This is a genomic window from Baekduia sp., assembly GCF_035318805.1.
In the GTDB taxonomy this organism is placed as follows: domain Bacteria; phylum Actinomycetota; class Thermoleophilia; order Solirubrobacterales; family Solirubrobacteraceae; genus Baekduia.
Genome location: NZ_DATHDY010000018.1, coordinates 116,252 through 136,026 on the forward strand (window position 1 = coordinate 116,252; position 19,775 = coordinate 136,026).

The following is a 19,775-nucleotide window of genomic DNA, read 5'->3' on the forward strand; positions in this document are numbered from 1 at the left end:
GAAGAGGAGGCGGGCCTATGAATCCGTGGGTGGCGATCTCCTCGACGGGCGACCGGCGCGGGCGTGCGTTGCGGCTGGCGCGAGCGCACGACGCGGTGCTGCGCGAGCTGCTGGAGGACGTGCGCTCCGAGGGCCAGCAGGTGCTGCTCGTGTGCGACACCGACGGCACGCTGCTGTGGATCGACGGCGACCAGCAGATGCTCGACGACGCGACGGGCGTCCACCTGCAGCGCGGCGCGAGGTGGAGCGAGGCCGCGGCGGGCACCAACGCGATGCACGACCCGGTGACCGGTGAGCTGCTCGGCGTGCTGGACCTGTCGGGCCCGCTGCAGACCGCCCACCCGCACTCGCTGGCGCTGGTGACCGCCGCGGCGCGCATGGTCGAGGGCATGCTGGCGTGGCGCTCGGCCGAGCGCGTGGCGCGGCAGGCCGAGCCCGCGCCGTCGGCGTTCGCGATCGCCCCTGCGGCCGCGGGGCTGCGGATCGCGGTGCTCGGACGTGACCGTGCCGTGCTGGGCGGCGTAGGCCTGGCGGGCGACGTCGTGCTGTCGCGGCGCCACAGCGAGTTGTTGGTGTTGCTGGCCCTGCGGCCGGAGGGGATGACCGCCGAGGAGATCGCGATCGCGCTCTACGGTGACTTCGGCAAGCCGGTGACCGCGCGCGCCGAGCTGTCGCGCCTGCGTCGCGTGCTGGGCCCGCGGCTGCTGGCCGAGCCCTACCGGCTGGCGGCGCGGCCGCGCGCCGACTTCCTCGCCGCGGGCGAGCTCGCCGGCGCCGGCCGCCTCGGCGCAGCGCTGGACGCCTACCCGGGGCCGCTGCTGCCCCGCTCGGAGGTGGAGCTGGTCGTCGAGGCGCGGGAGGCGCTGGACCACCGCGTGCGCTCGGGCATCCTGCGGACCGCCGACCCGGCGCTGCTGCACCGCTGGATCGAGCACCCGGCGGGCCGCGACGACCTCGAGGCCTGCCGGCTCCTCCTGGCGCTCCTGCCACCGCACGACGACCGTCGCTCCTCGGCCCTGTCGCACCTCCGCCGCCTGGCGAAGAGCTGACGCAGGTCAGTCGAAGTGCTGTGGCTCCGCCACGGCCCACTGGTACAGGAACTCCTGCGGGCTGAGCCGGTCGAGGTCGCGGATCAGCGCCTCGTGCATGCGGCGGCGCTGGCGCGGCGTGCAGTCCCAGAACAAGATGCCCTCGCCCTCGGCGAGGTCGACGACCTCGATCGAGTCGCGGCCCACCTTGATCTCGTAGCGGGTCCGGGCGGTCATGCGTGCACGCTCTCCAGCGCCGCGTCACCGGCCAGGATCCGGCCGTCCGGGATCCACACCGACGGCACGTCGAGGACGCCGCGGGCGACGGCCTGGGCGGTCGCCTCGTCCAGCGCTCGGGTGATCGCGTCGCGCTCCAGCGCCTGCAGCACGGCCCGCGGGTGCATCTCGCACGCCGATGCGGCGATCAGCACCACGTCGGTGTCGCCGAGGTCGGCGCCGCCGGCGTAGGCCTGGCGGAACGCCGCCAGCGAGAACGCGACCGCGCGGCCGATCTGCTTGGCGAAGGTGGCGGCGCGCAGCGCCAGCTCGCTGTCGAACTCCGGCGGCCAGCGCACGCCCTGAAGGGTGCGCTCCGCGGCGGTGCGCTCGATCGCGGCGCGCGCGATGCCGGCCTCCTCGGCGCAGCGGAAGCCGTCGCTCCACCCGCGTGGCGAGCGGATCGGGACCCACTCCGCGGCGAACGGCAGCAGCCCGATGACCCGCTCGGCGGCGAGGTAGGCCTCCGGCGAGCCGAAGTCGAAGTAGAAGGCCGCCCGCTCGGACGGCGCCTCGGAGGCGCCGCCGTGCTGGGTGACCTCGACGCCCATGGTCTAAGTCCGGCTCAGCCGTGGATGAGCCAGCCGTCGGCGGCGCGGGCGGCTTCCATGACGCCTTCCGACAGGGTCGGGTGGCCGTGGATGATGCGGGCGACCTCGGGGTAGCCGCCCTCGAGGAGCTTGACGTTGACGAGCTCCTGGATGAGCTCGGTGGCGCGGGTGCCGACGATGTGGCCGCCGAGCATCTCGCCGTAGGTCTTGTCGCCGACGATCTTGATCACCCCGGTGCGATCGCCGTAGACGGTGCCGGCGCCGACCGCCCCGTACTGGATCTTGCCGACCGTGACGTCGTGACCGGCGTCGCGGGCCTGCTGCTCGGTCAACCCGAAGGAGCCGACGTTGGGGGTGCAGAACGTCGCGCGGGGGATGTCGATGTAGCTGATCGGATGGGTGGTGTGGCCGGCGGCGTCCTCGACGGCGATGATCCCCTCGTCCGACGCCTTGTGGGCCAGCGCCGGCCCGGGAACGAGATCGCCGATCGCATACACCTTGGCCTTGGAGGTGCGCAGCGCGCCGTCGACCTTGATCAGCCCCTGGTCGGTCAGCTCGATCCCCGCCGCCTCCAGGCCGAGGGCGTCGATGTCGGGGCCGCGGCCGGCGGCGATGACCACCCAGTCGGCCTCCTGGCCCGCGTAGAAGGTGTTGACCTTGACCTCGATGCCCTGCTTCTTGAAGCCCCGCGCGGCGGCCTTGGAGATGTCGGCGTCCTCGGACGGCAACACGCGCTCCAGGCCCTCATACAACGTGACCTGGGTGCCCAGGCGCTGGTAGGCCGAGGCGATCTCGGTCCCCGACGCCCCCGCGCCGATGACGATCATCGACGCCGGCAACTCCGACAGCGCCCACGCCTCCTCGGTCCCGATCACCTTGCCACCGAACGACAACCCCGGCACCGGCCGCTTCACGCTGCCCGTGGCCAGGATCACGGCCTTGCCGGCCCGATAGACGGTGTCGCCGACCTTGACGCCACCGTCGGGGGTCAGCGACGCCTCACCGGAGATGACCTCGATCTCGTTCTTCTTGAACAACCCCGACACGCCGCCGGTCAACGTCGAGACGACCTTCGCCCGCCGCTCGCCGACCGCGGCGAAGTCGACCGTCGGCGCCGCCCCGTTGAGCACGATCCCGAACTCGCCCGCGTCACGCACCTCAGACAGGATGTCGGCGCTGCGCAACACCGCCTTGGCCGGGATGCACGCATAGTTCAAACACCGCCCGCCGACCACGTCGTCACGCTCGATCACCGCCGTCGTCATCCCGAGCTGAGCTGCCCGGACCGCCGCGACGTAGCCGCCGGGACCCGAGCCGATGACGATGCAATCGAACGTGTCGGCCATGGCCCGCAATGTAGCGGACAGGTGGTGGCGCCCTACCTGTGGTCGACGGGTGTCTGGAGCCGCGCGAGCACGCGCACCAACTTCCAGAACAGCCAGCCCGTCGGGACGATCAGGGCGAAGCAGATCAGCAGGTCCAGCAGCGACGACGCGCGCAGCAGGAACAGAAAGCCGATGACGACCGCGATCGCCAGCAGCACCTGGAACGCGAGCACTGCGCCGTAGCGCTTGGTCCACATGCCGTAGGCCGCGCCGAGCACCAGCACGCAGTAGACGATCAGCTGGGCCGGCTGCCCGCTCTGGCCGGCGAGCAGGAGCACGATGTTGGTCAGCCCGAGCGCGACGGCGACGACCGTCGCGATCACCAGCGGCAGCGGACGCTCGTCGGGGCCGATCGGCTCCAGCCCCGCGCGGATCTCCTCGTTGCGCTCCGCCGAGCTCTGGCGCGGCGGCCGCTCGGGGCTAGACGGTCGCGCCACGGACGTCCTCGGAGTGGGGCTCGGGCAGCGCGACGGCGTCGATCCGGGCGCGCAGGGCGCGCGCCGCCGCCTCGGGGTCGGCCGCCTCGGCGATGGCGCGCACGATCGCGACGCGGGTGGCCCCGGCGTCCAGAGCGGCGCCGACCGTCGCCGCGTCGAGGCCGCCGATGGCGAAGAACGGGATCGCGGCGTGGGCGGCCGCGTAGGCGACCAGGTCGAGCCCGACGGCCGCGCGTCCCGGCTTGGTCGGCGTCGCGTGGACCGGTCCGACGCCGAGGTAGTCCGCGCCCGCGCCCGCCTCGACCTGGGCCGGGGAGTGCGTCGACCGGCCGATCAGGCGGTCGGGGCCCGCCAGCTCGCGGGCGCGCGCCACGGGCAGGTCGTCCTGGCCGACGTGCGCGCCGTCGGCGCCCGCGGCGGCCGCGAGGTCGGGCCGGTCGTTGAGGACGAACAGCGCGCCCGCGGCGGCGCAGGCCTCGCGGGCGACCGCGGCGGCGGCGAGCACCGTCGCGTCGTCGGCGCCCTTCATCCGCAGCTGGAACAGGTCGACGCCGCCGCGCAGGGCGGGCACCAGCACGTCCGCCAGCGGCCGGCCGCCGGGCGCGGCGTCGCAGATGAGGTACAGGCGCGCCCGAGCCAGTCGCGCGCGTCGCTCCGAGAGATCCATCTCGCCTCAGTGTGGCAGTCCGGAGCGCGGGTGAGAGCGGTACCCTCGGGACGCGTGACGACCCAGCTTCCGCACGCGGACGTCGCCGTCGTGGGTGGCGGCGTGATCGGCCTGGCGGCCGCGTGGCGCGCGCGACAGCGCGGGCTCGAGGTCGTCGTGCTCGATCGCGGAGACCTCGGCGCCGGCACGTCGCGGGCCGCGGCCGGGATGCTCGCGCCCGTCGGCGAGGCCGATGCGCAGGAGCGCGGCCTGCTCGCCTGCAACCTCGAGAGCGCGCGGCGCTGGCCGGCCTTCGCGCAGGAGCTCGCCGACGTCACCGGCGTCGACGTCGGCTACCGCGCCTGCGGCACCCTGCTGCTCGCCCGCGACCGCGACGAGGCCGAGCACGTCGAGCGCGAGCGCGCGCTGCGCGAGCGCCTCGGGCTCCGTGTCGAGCGGCTGCTCGGCTCGCAGGCGCGGCGGCGCGAGAGCGCGCTGGCGCCGACGCTGCGCCTCGCGCTCGCGCTGCCCGACGACCACGCGGTCGAGCCGGTGCGCGTGGTCGCCGCGCTGATCGAGGCCTGCACCCGCGCCGGCGTCCACCTCCATCCGCAGACGCCGGTGGACGATCTGAGCGCCCTCGACGCCGACCGCGTCGTGATCGCCGCGGGCGCCTGGTCGGGCCGGCTGGGCGCCGGCGTGCCCGTCCGTCCGGTCAAGGGCCAGGCCCTGCGCCTCCGCGATCCCGCGGGGCCGGGCCTCTGCGAGCACGTGCTGCGCTTCGAAGGCGGCTACCTCGTCCCGCGCGGCGACGGCCGCTACTACCTCGGCGCGACGATGGAGGAGCGCGGCTTCGACACCGCCGTCACCGCGCTCGGCGTCTACGAGCTGCTGCGCGAGGCCGCCGAGCTGCTGCCCGGCGTGCTCGAGCTGGAGCTCGACGAGGCCTTCGCCGGGCTGCGCCCCGGCACGCCCGACAACGCGCCGATCGTCGGCACCGACCCGCGCGACGAGCGCGTCGTCTGGGCCACGGGGCACTTCCGCAACGGCATCCTGCTGTGCCCGGTCACCGCCGACCTCGTCGCCGACGAGCTCACCGGCGCCCGCCCCGAGCACGCGTTCCGGCCGGAGCGCTTCATGAACGACAGCACCGACACCACCGCCACGGAGAGCGCGCGAGCATGATCATCATCAACGGCGAGCCGTCCGATCTCGCACCCGGGGCGACGCTCAGCGAGCTGCTGGACCACCTCGGCGCGCCTGACCGCGGCGTGGCCGTCGCAGTCGACGCGGAGGTCGTGCCGCGCGGCGCCTGGGGCACGTTCGCGCTCGCCGACGGCGCCCGGGTGGAAGTCCTGACCGCCGTCCAGGGAGGATGAGCACCATGCGCATCGCCGGCCAGCAGTTCGAGTCACGCCTGATCCTCGGCACGGGAGGCTTCCCGCGCCTCGAGACGCTCGCCGCGGCGATCCGCGCGTCGGGGACCGAGATGGTGACCGTCGCGCTGCGCCGGATCGATCCGGCGGCGCGAGGATCGCTCGTGGACGTCCTCGACGAGTGCCGCGTGCGCCTGCTCCCGAACACCGCGGGGTGCTACACCGCCCGCGACGCGGTGCTGACGGCGCGGCTCGCCCGCGATGCGTTCGAGACCGACTGGGTCAAGCTGGAGGTCATCGGCGACGAGCGCACGCTGCTGCCTGACGCGGTGGAGCTGGTGCTCGCCGCCGAGCAGCTCGTCGACGACGGCTTCGTGGTGCTGCCCTACACGACCGACGATCCCGTGCTCGCCCGCCGCCTGGAGGACGTCGGCTGCGCGGCGATCATGCCGCTCGGCTCGCCCATCGGCTCCGGCATGGGGATCAACAACACCTACAACCTGCGGCTCATCCGCGAGCAGACCGCGCTGCCGGTGATCCTCGACGCGGGCGTCGGCACGGCGTCCGACGCGGCGCTCGCGCTCGAGCTGGGCTGCGACGCGGTCCTGTGCGCCAGCGCGATCTCGCGCGCGGAGGACCCCGTCGCGATGGCGCGCGCGATCCGCCTCGCGGTGGAGGCGGGCCTGCTGGCCCGCAGCGCCGGCCGCATCCCGCAGCGGCTGCACGCCACGGCGAGCACCGCCGAGGCCGGCGCCGCCGAGTTCGTCCATCCCTCCGACCCTGCGCGTCCCGTGCCGTGATCGACGAGCTCGTCGACGGCTTCCAGTCGGCGCTCGTCGGCCGCGACCGCTCCGCGTTCGCCGCCGTGTGCGCGCTGGACGTCCATTACGAGGATCCGCTCACCGGTCCGGCGCTGCGCGGCTGCGACGCGCTGGGCGACCACGCCGCGCGGCTGTGGGTCGCGGCACCCGACGCCAAGATCGAGCGGGCGGGGGAGCGGCTGAGCGACGGGCGCTTCCTCGCGGCGCCGGTCCGCCTGACCGGCACGCACACCGGCGAGCTGCCGGGCATGCCGCCGACCCGCCGGGCGTTCAGCGTGCACGCCGTCCTCTATTGCGAGCTGGACCCGCCGCGCGAGCGCCTGTGGCGCGTCCGCGCCTTCCTCGACCTCTACGACGCCTCCGTGCAGCTCGGCGTCCTGCCGGCCCACGGCGGCGTGGGCGAGCGGGCCCTCATGCTGCTGCGCGGCTTCGGCCTGCGTGCGCGGTCGTGACCGCCCGGCGCGACCTGTACGACACGATCGGCGCCGGCTACGCCACCGGCCGGCGCACCGACCCACGGATCGCCGAGGCCATCGCGGAGGCGCTCGGCGACGCCGAGACGGTGCTGAACGTCGGCGCGGGAACGGGCTCCTACGAGCCGCCGGACCGCGACGTCACGGCCGTCGAGCCCAGCGCCGTGATGCGCGCGCAGCGCCCGGCCGGCGCCGCACCGTGCGTCGCGGCCTACGCCGAGGCGCTGCCGTTCGACGACAGCGCGTTCGACGTCGCGATGGCCGTGCTGTCGGACCACCACTGGCGCGACAACGCGGCCGGCCTCCGCGAGCTGCGGCGGGTCGCCCGGCGCGTGGTGTTGTTCCAGTGGGACAACGTCGGCGTCGACCGCTTCTGGCTCGTGCGCGACTACGTGCCCGAGTTCGTCGCCTACGCGGACGGCCCGTCGCTGGCCGACCGCGCCCGCCTCCTGGCGCCCGACGCGCGGATCGACCCCGTGCCGATCCCGTGGGACTGCGTCGACGGGTTCTTCCACGCCCATTGGCGCCGTCCCGAGGCCTACCTGCGCGAGGACGTGCGACGCGTGACGTCGGTCTGGTCGCAGGTCGGTCGGGCCGTCGAGGCGCGCGCGGTGGCGGCGCTCGGCGACGACCTGGCCTCGGGCGCGTGGCAGGAGCGCAACGCGGAGCTGCTGCACCTCGAGGCCTCCGATCAGGGCGCGCGGCTCGTGGTGGCGGAGACGCCGTGAGCGCCGCGCGCGCCGAGGCCGCGACGCGGGGATCCGCCGGACCCCGCTCGGGCGGGCTGTACGGGGCGGTCCTCGTCCTGGCCGTGATCACGGCGCTGACCAAGGGCGACCACGACCACACCGACGTCGCCGTCGTGCTCGGCGGCGTGCTCGTGACGACGATCGTGTTCTGGATCGTCCACGTCTACGCCGACACGCTCGCCGCGCGCGTCGCCGAGCCCGGCCGCCGCTGGCGCGACCTCGCCGTGGAGCACGGCCGCCACGACATCACGATCGTCGAGGCGGCGATCCCGCCCGGGCTGCCGCTCCTGCTGGGCACGCTCGGCGTGCTGTCACGGTCGGTGGCGATCTGGGGCGCGATCGCCATCGGCCTGCTCGACCTCTTCGCCTGGGGCGTGCTGCTCGGCCGCGCGCTGGCCTACGGGGTGTCGCGCACGATCGCGATCGGGCTCCTCAACGTCGCCCTGGGTGGCGTGATGGTGGGACTGAAGGTGCTCGTGCACTGAGGCCGTGCCGGGCCTCAGTGCAGGACGACGCAGCCGCGCTCGCGCAGCGCGGCCGCGGCCGGCGGCAGATCCGGGAAGAACGGCGTCCAGCGGAGGTCGAGCTTGTCCAGCGCGGGCAGCGAGGCCAGCGCTTCGGGCAGCGCCCGCAGCGGGTTGGCGCGGAGGTCGAGCGTGCGGAGGCGCTCGAGGCGGCCGAGGGACGCGGGAAGCTCGGTCAGGGCGTTGTCGCGCAGGTCGAGCACCCGCAGCTCCCGGAGGTCGCCGGCGGCGTCCGGAAGGGCCGTCAGGCCGTTGCCGCGGGCGTGCAGCTCGCGCAGCGCGCCCAGGCGGCCGATGGTCGCCGGCAGCGACCCAATCGCATTGCCTTGGATCCGGAGCTCGACGAGCGCCCCCAGCTCCCCGATCCACTCCGGCAGCGCCGTCAGCCGGTTGGCGTCGATGCCCAGGTACCGCAGCGCCGTCAGCGCGCGCACGCCCTCGGGCACCGCCTCCAGCCGGTTCTCGCCGAGGTAGAGGATCTCCAGCGCGCCGAGCCGTCCGACCTCGTCGGGCACGGTGGCGAGCCGGTTGTGCGCCACGTCGAGCGTGTGCAGGCGCGTGAGCGCGCCGACGGCGGCGGGCAGCTCCGCCAGCTCCATGGATGCCGCGACGAGCCGCAGCAGGTCGGTCCGCTCCCACGTGTCCTGCGGGATCGCCCGCGCGTCGCGGAGGTCCAGCGCGGCGCCGTCGCTCACTTCGCGACGACGTCGATGGTGCCGTCCATCCCCGGATGCAGCGTGCACTCGTACTTCACGGTCCCGGCCGTCGCCGGCGTCCACTCGAAGGTGGCGCCCTTGCCGAACGTCTTTGACGCGAAGTCCGCGCCGCTGTCGGCCTTGACGTCGTGCGGGATGGACTCGTCGTTGTGCCAGACGATCTTCTGGCCGACGCGCACCTGCACCCGGTCGGGATGGAACTTCAGCGACTTCATCCCGATCGGCTCGCCCGGCTTCAGCGCCTGGGCGGAGCCGCCACCGCCGTCGTCACTGCCGCAGCCGGCGGCGAGGGTGACGAGCGCGATCGCGACGGTGAGGACGGGCAGACGGCGGCGCATGCCCCCGAGCCTACGAGGTGCGTACCTCGACGATCACCGGCGCGTGGTCGGAGAGCCCGTCGCTGCGCAGCGTCCGCGGCGCCACTCCGGCCCGCAGCCCGCCCCGTACGAAGAAGCGGTCGATGCCGTGGCCGCCGATGTCGTTGAAGCCCGCGACGGCCGGGTCGGCGACGTTGGCGTCGCCCCCCAGGAGCGCGGGCGCGTCACCCGCCCAGCGGGCGACGGTCTCGCCCGCCTGCGTCATGTCGGCCCGCGCCAGCGGCTTGGGGTTGGCCTGCGCGTGCACGTTGGCGATCCACGTGCCGTCGCCGAGGCGCACCGCGTGCGCGAAGCGCCGCTCGGGCCGGACGCGCAGCCGCCGGGTGCGGTGCTCGGCGATCCCGGCGCCGCGCACGAGGATCGCGTTGGCCCCGCCGCCGTTGGACTTGACGAGGTCGGGGCGCCGCTCGGCGATGAAGCGGCGGACCGGCAGCAGCGCGTTGCGCGACGTCAGCACGGTGCGCTGCTCGGCGCTCGCGGCGCGGGCCAGCGGCTCGGGCCACCACGGCGGGACCTCCTGCAGCAGCGCGACGTCCCACGGCCAGCTGGAGATCATGTCCGTGAACTCGTCCAACAACGAGTGCTTGATCTCCGGAACCGCTCGGCCGTGGAAGAGGTTCCAGGTCAGGACGTGCATCGGCGCCTATGATGCCCCGCTCGCCATGAGACATCTCCTGACCGGCCTGGAACTCACCCCGGACGACCTGCACGCGATCCTCGATCGCGCCGCGGCGCTGAAGCTGGCGCCGCTCAGCTCGCGCGTGCTCGAGGGTCGGTCGGTCGCGCTGATCTTCCAGAAGCCGAGCACGCGGACGCGCGTCAGCTTCGAGGCGGGCATCGCCGAGCTGGGCGGCCATCCGATGGTCCTGCGTCCCGGCGACATGCAGCTCGGCCGCGGCGAGTCGCTGCGCGACACCGCGCGCGTGCTCGGGCGCCACGTGGCCGCGGTCGGCGTGCGCACCCACGCCGACGCCGAGCTCGAAGGCCTCGCCGCCGAGGACCAGCTGCCGGTGTTCAACATGCTCACCCAGGGCCACCACCCGTGCCAGGTCCTCGCCGACCTGCTCACGCTGCGCGAGGCGTTCGGGTCGCTCGAGGGGCTGAAGCTCGCCTACGTCGGCGACGGCAACAACATGGCCAACTCGCTCGTCGGCATGGGCGCGATCGCCGGCCTGGAGGTCGTCGTCAGCACGCCGCCGGAGTTCGCGCTCGACGGTGTCGCGTCGATCACCGATCCGCGCGAGGCGGTGGCCGGGGCCAACGCGATCTACACCGACGTGTGGGTCTCGATGGGCGACGAGGACACCGCCGACGCGCGGCGTGCGGCGCTACGGCCCTACCGGATCGACGACGAGCTGCTGGACGCCGCGGGCGGGCGGGGCGACGTCATCGCGCTGCACTGCCTGCCCGCGCACCCCGGCGAGGAGATCACCGAGTCGGTGCTCTACGGCCATCGTCAGCACATCTGGGACCAGGCGGAGAACCGCCGCCACGCCCAGAAGGCGATGCTCGAGTGGCTGCTGGCCGGGTGACGCCGCGGCCGGGCCGCGCACGCGACACGGAAGCGGGCCGGCACCGGTGGGTCAGGTGCCCGGCGCCGGCCCGCTGGTCCGTGTTGCTGGACCCGTGTGTGGGGGTGCTGCACACCCGTCAACGCGGGCGCGGAGCGGAACTTGCGGTCGCGCTGAGCGGATAGGGTCGCGGCCAGGAACGACCGAGCTCGAAGGGATCACCCATGCCGCAGCCCAAGAAGCCGGGCACGTCGCCCGCCTCCCGCAAGCCCGCCGCATCGCGCAAGCCCGCGGCGGCGAAGAAGCCGGCCGCGGCGAAGAAGCCCGCGGCCGCGAGGAAGCCGGCGGCGAAGAAGGCGACGACGGCGAGCGCCCCGCGCGCCACGCCCGCGCCCGCCAAGCCGGCCGCGGTTCCGAGCTCGCCCGACGAGCTCGTCGCCCACCTCGGCGCGCTGCGCGAGCGGCTGATCAGCTCGGTCATGCTCACGACCGAGCGCCTCCAGGACGCGGTCGACGACGCCGTTCGCCGCGGCCGCCTGACGCGCCGCGACGCCGAGGAGCTCCTCACGACGCTGGTCACCGCGGGGCGCGCCCAGTCCGAGGCCCTGCTGGCCGACGTCGAGCAGCTCCTCGGCCGCGGCAACGGGGTGCGCGCCCGCGCCGCCGGCTCCGGCGACGCCGTCCTGCGCACCGTCGATCGTGCCCGCCGCCGCGTCGGCGTCGGCGCGTTCCCGATCCTCGGCTACGACGACCTGACCGCCGCGCAGGTCGTCCGGCGCCTCGCCGACCTCACGCCCGCCCAGCTGCGCAAGGTCCGCGACCACGAGCGGCAGGGCGCCAACCGCAAGTCGGTCCTGGCCGCGATCGAGCGCAAGCTGGCGTGAGTGGCTACGCCAGCAGCGCGCGATGCAGCGCGTCGGTGCCCAGCGCCTGGGCCCGGCCGAGCGCGCGGAGGTAGTCGGCGCTGCGCAGCAGCGGGTCGGCGGCCGTCAGCCAGGGCGCCGACGGCCACGTGAGCCCGGTTGCGCCGGCCATGCGGCGGGCGTAGCGCTCGCGCAGCGCGGGGTGCGGGCCGGCGTCGAGGAGATCGAGGTCGTGCAGCAGCGCGGCGGCTCGGTGGCGGGCGCGGAGCGTGGCCATGGTCGCGCGGTGGCCGGCGAGCGCGCCGTCGGGGTCGGCGAGCCCGTCGGTCGCGTGCGCCTCGAAGGCGAACGCGAGCGCCTCGCTGTCGGCGCGGTCGAGCAGGTGGCGGTCCTCGAACGGGGCGGTGGGGTCGCGCGCGGTGAGGTGGACGGCGTGGCCGGCCTCGTGGAAGAGCGCCTCCAGATCGTGCAGGCCGCCGCGTGGCGCGACGACGAGGTGGACGTCGTCGGGCACGTGGATCGCGGCGCAGAACGCGCGCGCCGACTTGCCGGCGCGGACTGCGCCGTCGATCGCGAAGCGCTCCGGCAGGCCCAGGTGCTGCAGGGTGGTCCGCAGCTGCGCGACGGGGTCGGCGGGCAGCAGCGGGTCGGCCCACGCGGCGCGGTGCAGGCGTGGCAGGTCGAAGCGCGCGGCGGCGCCGTGCTCTTCGAGCGCGGGCGCGTCGGTGGCGCGCAGCAGCGCCTCGGCCTCGGCGGCCAGCGCACCGAGGTCGAGGTCCTGCAGCGCCGAGAACATCGCGCGCGCCGACGGCCAGCCCAGGGTGCGGGCCTCGGCGCGCACGCGCTCCAGCCCTTCGGCCGCGGGCGCGCTCAGGCGCCGCGTGACGACGTCCAGCCGCTGCGCCTCGAGGGCGATGCGGGCGCTCAGGGCGGCGTCGGCGTTCGCGAGCTGCGCCGTCAGGTCGGCGAGCCCCTCGTCGGCCTCGGCGCGCGCCCGGTCGGCGTCGACGGCGGCGGTCGCGGCGCCCAGCCGCGCCTCGACGGCGAAGCGCAGCAGGCGGCGCAGCGGCTGCGTCGGATCCGGGTCGGCCGCGGCGGCGTCGCGCAGCGCGTCGATGGCTCGGTCGTCGAACAGCCCGGGGGCGTGGCGAGCGTGGAGCGCGGCGGGATCCCAGGCGCCGTCCAGGCCGGCGAAGCGCCGGTGGTGGGCGCGGTTGAGGTCGGTGGCGAACGCCTGCGCCCGCGCCCGGTAGGCGTCGAGATCCATGCCGGTGCCATCCTAGGTGCGTGACCCCCGACGCACCGACTCCCACCACGCCCCGCCCGCCGCGCCCCGAGCGCGGGCAGGAGCTCGAGCTCCACATCGACTCGCTGGCCTTCGGCGGCGCCGGCGTCGCCCGCTTCGGCCCGGACACCCACGGGTGGGTCGTGTTCGTCCGCGACGCGCTGCCGGGCGACACCGTCCGCGCGGTCGTGACCAAGCGCAAGCGCCACTACGGCGAGGCGCGCCTCGTCGAGGTCGTCACGCCGTCGCCTGACCGCGTGGAGCCCAAGGCCGACCATCCGGGCGCGCCGTGGCAGGTGCTCCCGTACGAGCGCCAGCTCGAGATCAAGGCCGAGCAGGTCGAGGACGCGCTGCGCCGTCTCGGCCACCTCGACGGCTTCGAGATGCTGCCGATCGTGCCCGCCGTCGAGCAGTGGCGCTACCGCAACAAGCTGGAGTTCTCGTTCGGCACCGATGAGACGGACCCCGCCCGCCCGCTGATCTGCGGCTTCCACGCCCCCGGGTCCTGGGAGGACATCGTGCACGTGGAGGACTGCCTGCTGCAGTCCGAGCGGGGCAACCGCGCCCGGCGCGAGGTGCTCGAGTGGGCCCGTTCGCAGAACCTCACGGCCTATGACCGCCGCTCGCAGCTCGGCGCGCTGCGCAACCTCGTCGTCCGCGAGGGCCGGCGCACCGGCGAGGTGCAGGTGCGCCTGGTCGTCAGCGACGGCGTCGAGCTCGACGTGCACTCGCTCAACGCCGCGGTCGAGTCCGACAGCCTGCTGATCACCAGCATCGAGACGGCCGGCGAGACGACCATGGGCGGCGACACCGAGCTGGTCTCGGGCTCGCCGACGATCGCCGAGGAGCTCGGCGGCCTGCGCTTCGCCCTGTCGTCGCAGGCGTTCTTCCAGACGAACACCGAGATGGCCGAGAAGCTCTACGCGGTCGCCGCCGAGACCGCGGGCCTGCAGGGCTGGGAGCGCGTCTACGACCTCTTCTGCGGCATCGGCACCATCGGCCTGTCGCTCGCGTCGAAGTCCGGCGAGGTGTGGGGCCTGGAGATGGTCGAGGAGGCGATCTCCGACGCCATCAACAACGCCAAGGCCAATGAGATCTCCAACGTGCGGTTCTTCGCCGGCGACGTTCGCCTGGCGCTGCGCGAGCTCGTCGAGAAGGCCGGACGGCCGGACGTCGTGGTCGTCGACCCGCCGCGCGCGGGGCTCTCCCAGAAGGTCGTCCGCCGGATCCTCGAGGCCTCGCCCAAGCGCATCGTCTACGTCTCCTGCAACCCGACGACCCTCGCGCCCAACGCCGCCCAGATGGTCGAGGCGGGCTACGTGCTGAAGAGCGTCCGGCCGGTCGACATGTTCCCCCAGACGCCGCACATCGAGTGCGTGGCGCTGCTGGAGCGCGGGCCGCAGGCCAACCAGCTGGCGGCCGGCGAAGCGCCCTCGGAGGGCTAGATCGAGCACCCGAGTCGGGCGACGTCCGCGCCGTGCGTCGGCTACGGGGCAGCGGGCGGGCTGATGCCGAAGTCGGCCGTGTCCGACTCGGACGGCAACGGCTCGCGCACGAGCGTCGCCCGCAGCTCGGTCGTCCACGTCGCCGCCGACGACGCCAGCGCCGCCACGTCCGCGCGATCCAACTCATTGACGCCCGAGGCTGTGATCTCGACGATCTGAGCCGGCCAGCCCACGTCGTCAGTGCCGGCGGATACGTCGGCGATCACCTTCGTCGCGACGGTCTTGGCCTCCTCGATGCCGACGTCGCGGAAGTCACCGAAGCCGAGCGTCCGCAGCGAGTGCTCGGCGAGCTGTCGCGCGAACGGCGAGCCGATCATCTCGACGTTCGTGCGGTCGTCCACGAAGGTGGAACGCACGGTGGGCTTGAGCCCGTTGAGCGAGAGCATGAGCGCCTTGCCGGCCCGTGCCGACCACCACGCGGCGAGGACGTGAAGCTCCACGGCGTCTGAGTCCGGGATCTTCGCCAAGGCGGATCGAAGGCCACCCTCCAGCCCGTCCTGAATCGTCGGTCGACTCTGTGTCGATGCCGTGTCCTGCTCGTCGACCAACTGGACGCCGAAGCGCTGCTGCGCGTCCTCGTAGCCCGCCCAGCCCCACGCGATTCCGCGCACGTGCAACAGCTTGGTGGCATGGGTTCTGCGAACCACTTGGTTGTTGCGAGGGGGACTTGCGCGCCTCACGACCAGGTCATCGGCCGCCAAGATGGCACCTTCGTCGCAGCGCAGGCCGATGACCAGCGTCACCTCTGCTTGGGCCTGCGGAAGATGGTCCGCTCCTCGTATTCGGGCCAGCGGTCGTAGACGTATTCGACCAACTCGGCGAACGTCATCCCAGCGACGCGGTGCTTGATGCCGTAGAGGTCCTGCGCAGCGGCGGCGTGCGCGTAATCGAGCGTGCCCACCAGCGCCTCGGCGGTGAGCAGTCCCTTGGGCGAAGCCTTGACACTTGACCAGTTCTGCCCCGAGACCGGTTCGCGGCGGGCCAGGCCCTGCTCGACGAGCTCGTCGAGATCGGCGTAGATGTCCTTGGACATCGGCCCGTAGTTATAGGCGACGAAGTCGTAGAGCTCCTCGGACGCTAGGCCGCCGCCGGCTTCCTTCCAGAGCAGGAACATGCTCTTCTGCACGCGGACGGGGTCCAAGCCATCCGGGGCGCCTCGGTATGCGAGCAGGAGAAGAAGCCAGTCGCGCCTAGTCATCGAGCAAATCGGGGAATCTTTGGCGCACCATCGCACAAGACTCGCAGGATCGTCAGACGGGTTGCGAAACAGCCCGAACGATAGACGTGTCGCCCGCCGCGCTGGGCTAATACCCGAGCGTCTTGTACGAGATCCGCTCGCAGTGGCGGATCGTGTAGCCCTTGCGGCCCTTGTGCGAGACGTAGGCGATGTCGTTGCCGGAGCCGCAGTCGATGACGCCACGGCCGAAGTGGGCGTGGATCGTGTCGTTGCCCGCGCCGGCGCGGATGACGTTGCGGCCGTGGCTCGCGTAGATGAACTCGTTGCCGGCGCCGCCGTTGAGGTGGTCGACCTGCGTCTCGTTCTGGCCGGAGGGCTTGTAGTCGCCCCAGATGACGTCATGACCGTCGCGGCCCCAGATCGTGTCCGAGCCGTGGCCGCCGAGCAGCTCGTCGTTGCGTGCGGTCCCGTGCATCTGAGCGCTCTGGTCCTGCTTGTGCATCTTCAGCACGCCGTCGATCTCCGGCCATCCGGCGTGGCTGGTCTTGGCCGCGGCGACGCCGGTGAGCGCGGCGGTGGCGAGGATCGGGAGACAGAAGATGGGCAGCAGACGCGTCATGGAGCGGGTCCCTCCCGTGGGATCGGAAGCGCGGGAAGCTAGCGGTACCGGGCCGTCAGGGGCCTGACGGCGAGGAGGTCTGGGCACCTTCGAGGCAGGATCGCCACGCCGTCAGCGGTCCTTGCGCAGCCAATCGGCGAGCTGCTCGGTCGCCGACCCGACCGCGTCGCCGGCGTCCTTGAACACTGTGCGGAAGCGGTCGGCGTAGTGCGCGGCGGCGTCGCCGGCCTCCTCGCGCATGCCGGCCTCGTCGCCGCGCCGGACGTACTCGCCGTCCACGATCCGGTCGTAGTCGCCCGACCGGACCCAGGCCATCAGCTCCCGGGCGCGGCGGACCGGCATGGGGTGCGTGACGTTGAGGTCGATCAGCATCCGCGACAGGCGGTCGAGGCCCGGGCCGGCGCTGTCATAGTCCTGGGCCTGGGCCATGAACTGGTCGAGGTCGAGGTCCTCGGCGGCATTGCCGGCGGCGACGATCATGAGCGTCCGGCAGACGACCTCGGGGTCCCGCGTCACCAGCGCCGCGGCGCGATCGCACGACAGCTCCGCTGCCCGCGCCCACTCCAGCAGCGCGGTGCGGACGGCCATCAGCGGCAGGCCGGCGACGACCGGCAGCCGGACCGAGTTGCCCATCCGCAGCAGGATGTTCAGCGCCGTGAAGTAGAGGACGTGGTCGGCGAGCACGTGCGCCGCCTCGTGGGCCAGGACGGCACGGCGCTCCTGGACGCCCAGCAGCCGCACGAGCTCGGAGTTGACCACCACGATCGGCCGGCCCGCGCCGATCGTCTGCGCGTTGGCCACCGGGATCTGCGTGATGTACAGCTCGCAGACCTCGTCGAGGTCCAGCGTGCGGGAGACCTGGTTGTGCAGGTTCCACGTCTCGGGCAGCTGCGCCGGGCCGAGCCGGACCGACGCGCCGAGATAGGCCGCGCGCAGCGCTCGCTCGTAGCCCAGCTCGATGAGCTTGCGCACGACCTGGTCCAGCCCGGGGATCGAGGCGAGCGCCGCCGTGGCCGCGCGATCGGCGGGATGCTCGAACGCGCGCGCCGAGATCCCCTTGAGCTGGTAGCCGTCGACTGGAAGCGTCATGCGACGATCCTGTCATGCGCATCGCCGTGCTGTGCGACGTACACGGAAACCTCACCGCTCTGGACGCCGTTCTGGACGAATTGGCCCACGAAGGGTTCGACCTGATCGTCTCCGGCGGCGACGTCGCGGCGGGACCGCAGCCGCGCGAGTGCCTGGAGCGGCTGGCCGCCCTGGGCGACCGCATCCGCTGGGTGATGGGCAACGCCGACCGCGAGGTCGTCTCCGCGTTCGACGGGGCGCTGGCCGAGGATCCGGACGATCCCGCGTCGCGCTCGGCGCACTTCGCGGCGCGCCGGGTGCACCGCGCGCACCGCGACCTGCTCGCCTCCTTCGCGCCGACCGTCTCGGCCGGCGGCGTGCTCGTCTGCCACGGCACGCCGGCCTCCGACACGGCGATCGTCACGCCGCGCACCGATCCCGACCGGCTGGCCGAGGCGGTGCGCGACGTGCGGGAGCCGACCGTCGTCGGCGGGCATGTGCACCTGCAGTTCCTGCAGCGCTCCGGCACGGTGCAGTGGGTCAACGCCGGGAGCGTCGGCATGCCCTACGAGGGCGCGCCGGGGGCCTACTGGCTGGCGCTCACCAGCGAGGCGCCCGACCTGCGCCGCACCGCCTACGACGTCGGCGCCGCCGAGGCGGCGATCCGCGCCACGGGCTACCCCGACGCCGACGACGTGGTCGCCGCCATCGCCGGCGCCGTCTCCAGGGAGGAGGCGCTCGACGCCTTCTCACCGCTCTGAGCCCGGCTCTCGGCCCGCGTCAGCGCGAGCACGAGCGCCACGCCGGCCAGCGACAGCGCGCCGCAGCCGAGCGCCACGGTCTCGAACGCGCCGCCGGTGACGTCCGCGGCCGCGCCGCGCCCGCCGTCGACCTCCGACAGGAACGCGCTGCCCAGCGTCGCCACGCCGAGCGCGAAGCCCAGCATGTTGATGGTGTTGAACAGGCCGCTGGCCTCGTGCGCCTGGTCGGCCGGCACGTCGGAGATCGCGCGGGTGATCACCTGGCTGTAGCCGGCGCCGAAGCCCGCCCCGGCGAGCAGCAGGAGGGGCAGCGCCTCGGCGTCGCTCCAGGCCCGGCCGCTGCCGGTGAGCAGGCCGAGGCCGACGTAGCCGGCGGCCGCGAGGGCGAGGCCCAGCGGCGCGAGCCGGCGCCCGAGCGGCGGCGCGAGCATCGGCACGCCCAGGCTCGTGATCGCGAACCCGACGGCGTACGGCGCGAACGTCAGGCCGGCGCGCAGCGGGCTGTCGGCCAGGCCCTGCTGGAGGTACAGCGTGAAGGTGAACAGGAAGCCGCCGTAGGCGATCATCACGGCGGTCGTGCTCGCCATGCCGAGGCCGAACCGCGCGCGGCCCAGCAGCGCGAAGTCGACGACGGGGGCGCCGCCGCGGGCGCGGGTCCGGCGCAGGTGCGCGGCGAGCAGCAGCGCGGTCGGCACGGCGGCGGCGAGGCACGCCCAGGTCCACCACGCCCAGCCGACCTCGTGGCCGAAGACGAGCGGGACCATCACGAGCGCGATCACGTCGGTCATCAGCGCGACGCCGATCCAGTCCATCGCCCGCCCGCGGGGCCGGCGGGTCTGCGGCAGCAGGCGGGCGCCGGCGGCGAGCAGCGCGACGCCGACGGGCACGTTGATGAGGAACACGGGACGCCACGAGGTGCCGAGCAGATCGGCGTCGACCAGCGCGCCGCCCAGGACCTGGCCGACGACGACGCCGGCGGAGACGACGGTGGCCAGCAACGCCATGGCCTTCATCCGCGCCGCGCCGTCGTACTGCAGCTGGATGACGGTCATCACCTGCGGACCCATGGCCGCGGCGGCGACGCCCTGGCCGATGCGGGCGGCGATCAGCACCTCGGTCGACCAGGCCACGCCGGCCAGCAGCGAGGTGGCGGTGAAGCCGGCCAGGCCGGCGAGGAACAGGCGCCGGTGGCCGTGGTCGTCGCCGAGCCGGGCGCCGGTGATGAGCAGGGCGGCGTACGCGAGGGCGTAGCCGGAGAGCACGAGCTGCAGGGCGGCGCCGGAGACGCCGACGTCGCGCTGGATCGCGGGACCGGCGACGTTGACGATCGCCGTGTCGAGGCTGGCCATGAACGTCCCGCAGAGCAGGACGGCGAGGACCGCGGGGCTGGGGGTCCGGACGGAGGAGGTCATGGCCGCCACGATGCCTCGACCCCCACCGCCCGTCGATTCCCCCCGACGTAAAGGGGTCAGACCCCTTGACCTGCGCGACGTAAAGGGGTCAGACCCCTTCATCTGCGCTCAACATGGCGTTTCTCGTCAATTGCAGCGGTTCCGCCGCAGTGGGGTCAGACCCCTTCATGTGGGCAACATGAAGGGGTCAGACCCCCGGGGGGAGGCGGCGGGAC

General features: G+C 73.9%; 24 protein-coding genes and 1 pseudogene. 11 read left to right on the forward strand and 14 right to left on the reverse strand.

The window, feature by feature from the left end; translation table 11 throughout:
- The first annotated feature begins 17 nt into the window (after nucleotides 1-17).
- Complete coding sequence (locus tag VK501_RS04825; protein ID WP_324335189.1) at nucleotides 18-1,049, forward strand: hypothetical protein; 1,032 nt, start codon at nucleotides 18-20, stop codon at nucleotides 1,047-1,049.
- A gap of 6 nt (nucleotides 1,050-1,055) precedes the next feature.
- On the opposite strand, the gene VK501_RS04830 is transcribed toward VK501_RS04825, so the two are convergent.
- From VK501_RS04830 to thiE, 5 genes are read right to left on the reverse strand one after another with little or no spacing between them, the layout of a single operon-like run.
- Entirely contained in the window at nucleotides 1,056-1,265 is a 210-nt protein-coding gene (locus VK501_RS04830; protein ID WP_324335190.1) for a hypothetical protein, read from the reverse strand.
- Nucleotides 1,262-1,855: a DsbA family protein gene (locus VK501_RS04835; RefSeq protein ID WP_324335191.1), complete on the reverse strand. Its 594-nt coding sequence runs from the start codon at nucleotides 1,853-1,855 to the stop codon at nucleotides 1,262-1,264. Before VK501_RS04835 ends, VK501_RS04830 begins: the two co-directional genes overlap by 4 nt.
- 14 nt (nucleotides 1,856-1,869) lie before the next feature.
- Nucleotides 1,870-3,201: a dihydrolipoyl dehydrogenase gene (gene lpdA, locus VK501_RS04840; protein ID WP_324335192.1), complete on the reverse strand. Its 1,332-nt coding sequence runs from the start codon at nucleotides 3,199-3,201 to the stop codon at nucleotides 1,870-1,872.
- 32 nt (nucleotides 3,202-3,233) lie between these two features.
- Nucleotides 3,234-3,677: a hypothetical protein gene (locus tag VK501_RS04845; protein WP_324335193.1), complete on the reverse strand. Its 444-nt coding sequence runs from the start codon at nucleotides 3,675-3,677 to the stop codon at nucleotides 3,234-3,236.
- Complete coding sequence (gene thiE, locus VK501_RS04850; protein ID WP_324335194.1) at nucleotides 3,661-4,344, reverse strand: thiamine phosphate synthase; 684 nt, start codon at nucleotides 4,342-4,344, stop codon at nucleotides 3,661-3,663. Before thiE ends, VK501_RS04845 begins: the two co-directional genes overlap by 17 nt.
- Before the next feature lie 54 nt (nucleotides 4,345-4,398).
- Between thiE and thiO the strand changes: the two genes are divergently transcribed.
- The 6 genes and pseudogenes from thiO (at nucleotide 4,399) to VK501_RS04880 (ending at nucleotide 8,227) form a co-directional block, all read left to right on the forward strand.
- On the forward strand, nucleotides 4,399-5,508 hold the full coding sequence (thiO, locus tag VK501_RS04855) for a glycine oxidase ThiO (protein ID WP_324335196.1): 1,110 nt from the start codon (nucleotides 4,399-4,401) through the stop codon (nucleotides 5,506-5,508).
- Nucleotides 5,505-5,702, forward strand: a complete 198-nt coding sequence (thiS, locus tag VK501_RS04860; protein WP_324335198.1) for a sulfur carrier protein ThiS — start codon at nucleotides 5,505-5,507, stop codon at nucleotides 5,700-5,702. Before thiO ends, thiS begins: the two co-directional genes overlap by 4 nt.
- Nucleotides 5,699-6,499: a thiazole synthase gene (locus VK501_RS04865; RefSeq protein WP_414641054.1), complete on the forward strand. Its 801-nt coding sequence runs from the start codon at nucleotides 5,699-5,701 to the stop codon at nucleotides 6,497-6,499. Before thiS ends, VK501_RS04865 begins: the two co-directional genes overlap by 4 nt.
- A complete protein-coding gene (locus VK501_RS04870) occupies nucleotides 6,496-6,972 on the forward strand; it encodes an ester cyclase (protein ID WP_324335202.1) in 477 nt (158 codons plus the stop codon). Before VK501_RS04865 ends, VK501_RS04870 begins: the two co-directional genes overlap by 4 nt.
- Nucleotides 6,973-6,986: 14 nt before the next feature.
- A pseudogene (locus VK501_RS04875) lies at nucleotides 6,987-7,721 on the forward strand (class I SAM-dependent methyltransferase); the annotation flags it as partial.
- A complete protein-coding gene (locus VK501_RS04880; RefSeq protein WP_324335206.1) occupies nucleotides 7,718-8,227 on the forward strand; it encodes a hypothetical protein in 510 nt (169 codons plus the stop codon). The pseudogene VK501_RS04875 and the gene VK501_RS04880, both read left to right, overlap by 4 nt.
- Nucleotides 8,228-8,241: 14 nt before the next feature.
- On the opposite strand, the gene VK501_RS04885 is transcribed toward VK501_RS04880, so the two are convergent.
- Genes VK501_RS04885 through VK501_RS04895 form a run of 3 tightly spaced genes read right to left on the reverse strand, consistent with a single transcriptional unit; the run spans nucleotide 8,242 to nucleotide 9,996 of the window.
- Nucleotides 8,242-8,961: a leucine-rich repeat domain-containing protein gene (locus VK501_RS04885; RefSeq protein WP_324335208.1), complete on the reverse strand. Its 720-nt coding sequence runs from the start codon at nucleotides 8,959-8,961 to the stop codon at nucleotides 8,242-8,244.
- Nucleotides 8,958-9,320, reverse strand: coding sequence for a cupredoxin domain-containing protein (locus VK501_RS04890; protein WP_324335210.1), 363 nt, complete (start codon nucleotides 9,318-9,320; stop codon nucleotides 8,958-8,960). The genes VK501_RS04885 and VK501_RS04890 overlap by 4 nt, the downstream gene beginning before the upstream one ends.
- 10 nt (nucleotides 9,321-9,330) lie before the next feature.
- Nucleotides 9,331-9,996 carry an endonuclease/exonuclease/phosphatase family protein gene (locus VK501_RS04895; RefSeq protein ID WP_324335211.1) on the reverse strand — a complete coding sequence of 222 codons (666 nt, stop codon included), beginning with the start codon at nucleotides 9,994-9,996 and terminating at the stop codon, nucleotides 9,331-9,333.
- Nucleotides 9,997-10,021: 25 nt separating this feature from the next.
- Here VK501_RS04895 and argF point away from each other — a divergent pair, with 25 nt between their 5' ends.
- On the forward strand, nucleotides 10,022-10,891 hold the full coding sequence (gene argF / locus VK501_RS04900; protein WP_324335214.1) for an ornithine carbamoyltransferase: 870 nt from the start codon (nucleotides 10,022-10,024) through the stop codon (nucleotides 10,889-10,891).
- 203 nt (nucleotides 10,892-11,094) lie between these two features.
- A complete protein-coding gene (locus VK501_RS04905) occupies nucleotides 11,095-11,754 on the forward strand; it encodes a hypothetical protein (protein ID WP_324335216.1) in 660 nt (219 codons plus the stop codon).
- Between the two features lie 4 nt (nucleotides 11,755-11,758).
- Here the strand turns inward: VK501_RS04905 and VK501_RS04910 are convergent, their stop codons facing one another.
- Nucleotides 11,759-13,000: a hypothetical protein gene (locus VK501_RS04910; RefSeq protein WP_324335217.1), complete on the reverse strand. Its 1,242-nt coding sequence runs from the start codon at nucleotides 12,998-13,000 to the stop codon at nucleotides 11,759-11,761.
- 20 nt (nucleotides 13,001-13,020) lie between these two features.
- Between VK501_RS04910 and rlmD the strand changes: the two genes are divergently transcribed.
- A complete protein-coding gene (gene rlmD / locus VK501_RS04915) occupies nucleotides 13,021-14,463 on the forward strand; it encodes a 23S rRNA (uracil(1939)-C(5))-methyltransferase RlmD (RefSeq protein ID WP_324335220.1) in 1,443 nt (480 codons plus the stop codon).
- 41 nt (nucleotides 14,464-14,504) lie between these two features.
- Here the strand turns inward: rlmD and VK501_RS04920 are convergent, their stop codons facing one another.
- The 4 genes from VK501_RS04920 to VK501_RS04935 form a co-directional block, all read right to left on the reverse strand.
- Nucleotides 14,505-15,266 (reverse strand): hypothetical protein, encoded by a 762-nt coding sequence (locus tag VK501_RS04920; RefSeq protein WP_324335222.1) that lies wholly within the window; start codon nucleotides 15,264-15,266, stop codon nucleotides 14,505-14,507.
- Entirely contained in the window at nucleotides 15,263-15,664 is a 402-nt protein-coding gene (locus VK501_RS04925) for a hypothetical protein (RefSeq protein ID WP_324335226.1), read from the reverse strand. Before VK501_RS04925 ends, VK501_RS04920 begins: the two co-directional genes overlap by 4 nt.
- Nucleotides 15,665-15,827: 163 nt before the next feature.
- Nucleotides 15,828-16,319: a calcium-binding protein gene (locus VK501_RS04930; RefSeq protein ID WP_324335228.1), complete on the reverse strand. Its 492-nt coding sequence runs from the start codon at nucleotides 16,317-16,319 to the stop codon at nucleotides 15,828-15,830.
- Nucleotides 16,320-16,430: 111 nt separating this feature from the next.
- Entirely contained in the window at nucleotides 16,431-17,408 is a 978-nt protein-coding gene (locus VK501_RS04935) for a M48 family metallopeptidase (RefSeq protein ID WP_324335230.1), read from the reverse strand.
- Nucleotides 17,409-17,422: 14 nt separating this feature from the next.
- On the opposite strand from VK501_RS04935, the gene VK501_RS04940 reads away from it, so the two are divergent.
- Nucleotides 17,423-18,148: a metallophosphoesterase family protein gene (locus VK501_RS04940; RefSeq protein ID WP_324335232.1), complete on the forward strand. Its 726-nt coding sequence runs from the start codon at nucleotides 17,423-17,425 to the stop codon at nucleotides 18,146-18,148.
- On the opposite strand, the gene VK501_RS04945 is transcribed toward VK501_RS04940, so the two are convergent.
- The gene (locus tag VK501_RS04945; protein ID WP_324335234.1) at nucleotides 18,064-19,560 is read right to left on the reverse strand and encodes an MFS transporter; all 1,497 of its coding nucleotides are present in this window, start codon (nucleotides 19,558-19,560) and stop codon (nucleotides 18,064-18,066) included. The two genes, VK501_RS04940 and VK501_RS04945, sit on opposite strands and share 85 nt — an antisense overlap.
- Between the last annotated feature and the right edge of the window lie 215 nt (nucleotides 19,561-19,775).

Bases quoted from the DNA above. Each gene is read 5' to 3' on its own strand.
- VK501_RS04825 (WP_324335189.1), top strand. From the start codon at position 18: ATGAATCCGTGGGTGGCGATCTCCTCGACGGGCGACCGGCGCGGGCGT.
- VK501_RS04830 (WP_324335190.1), bottom strand. From the start codon at position 1,265: ATGACCGCCCGGACCCGCTACGAGATCAAGGTGGGCCGCGACTCGATC.
- VK501_RS04835 (WP_324335191.1), bottom strand. From the start codon at position 1,855: ATGGGCGTCGAGGTCACCCAGCACGGCGGCGCCTCCGAGGCGCCGTCC.
- lpdA (WP_324335192.1), bottom strand. From the start codon at position 3,201: ATGGCCGACACGTTCGATTGCATCGTCATCGGCTCGGGTCCCGGCGGC.
- thiE (WP_324335194.1), bottom strand. From the start codon at position 4,344: ATGGATCTCTCGGAGCGACGCGCGCGACTGGCTCGGGCGCGCCTGTAC.
- thiS (WP_324335198.1), top strand. From the start codon at position 5,505: ATGATCATCATCAACGGCGAGCCGTCCGATCTCGCACCCGGGGCGACG.
- VK501_RS04865 (WP_414641054.1), top strand. From the start codon at position 5,699: ATGAGCACCATGCGCATCGCCGGCCAGCAGTTCGAGTCACGCCTGATC.
- VK501_RS04890 (WP_324335210.1), bottom strand. From the start codon at position 9,320: ATGCGCCGCCGTCTGCCCGTCCTCACCGTCGCGATCGCGCTCGTCACC.
- VK501_RS04895 (WP_324335211.1), bottom strand. From the start codon at position 9,996: ATGCACGTCCTGACCTGGAACCTCTTCCACGGCCGAGCGGTTCCGGAG.
- argF (WP_324335214.1), top strand. From the start codon at position 10,022: ATGAGACATCTCCTGACCGGCCTGGAACTCACCCCGGACGACCTGCAC.
- VK501_RS04905 (WP_324335216.1), top strand. From the start codon at position 11,095: ATGCCGCAGCCCAAGAAGCCGGGCACGTCGCCCGCCTCCCGCAAGCCC.
- VK501_RS04910 (WP_324335217.1), bottom strand. From the start codon at position 13,000: ATGGATCTCGACGCCTACCGGGCGCGGGCGCAGGCGTTCGCCACCGAC.
- VK501_RS04930 (WP_324335228.1), bottom strand. From the start codon at position 16,319: ATGACGCGTCTGCTGCCCATCTTCTGTCTCCCGATCCTCGCCACCGCC.
- VK501_RS04935 (WP_324335230.1), bottom strand. From the start codon at position 17,408: ATGACGCTTCCAGTCGACGGCTACCAGCTCAAGGGGATCTCGGCGCGC.
- VK501_RS04940 (WP_324335232.1), top strand. From the start codon at position 17,423: ATGCGCATCGCCGTGCTGTGCGACGTACACGGAAACCTCACCGCTCTG.
- VK501_RS04945 (WP_324335234.1), bottom strand. From the start codon at position 19,560: ATGACCTCCTCCGTCCGGACCCCCAGCCCCGCGGTCCTCGCCGTCCTG.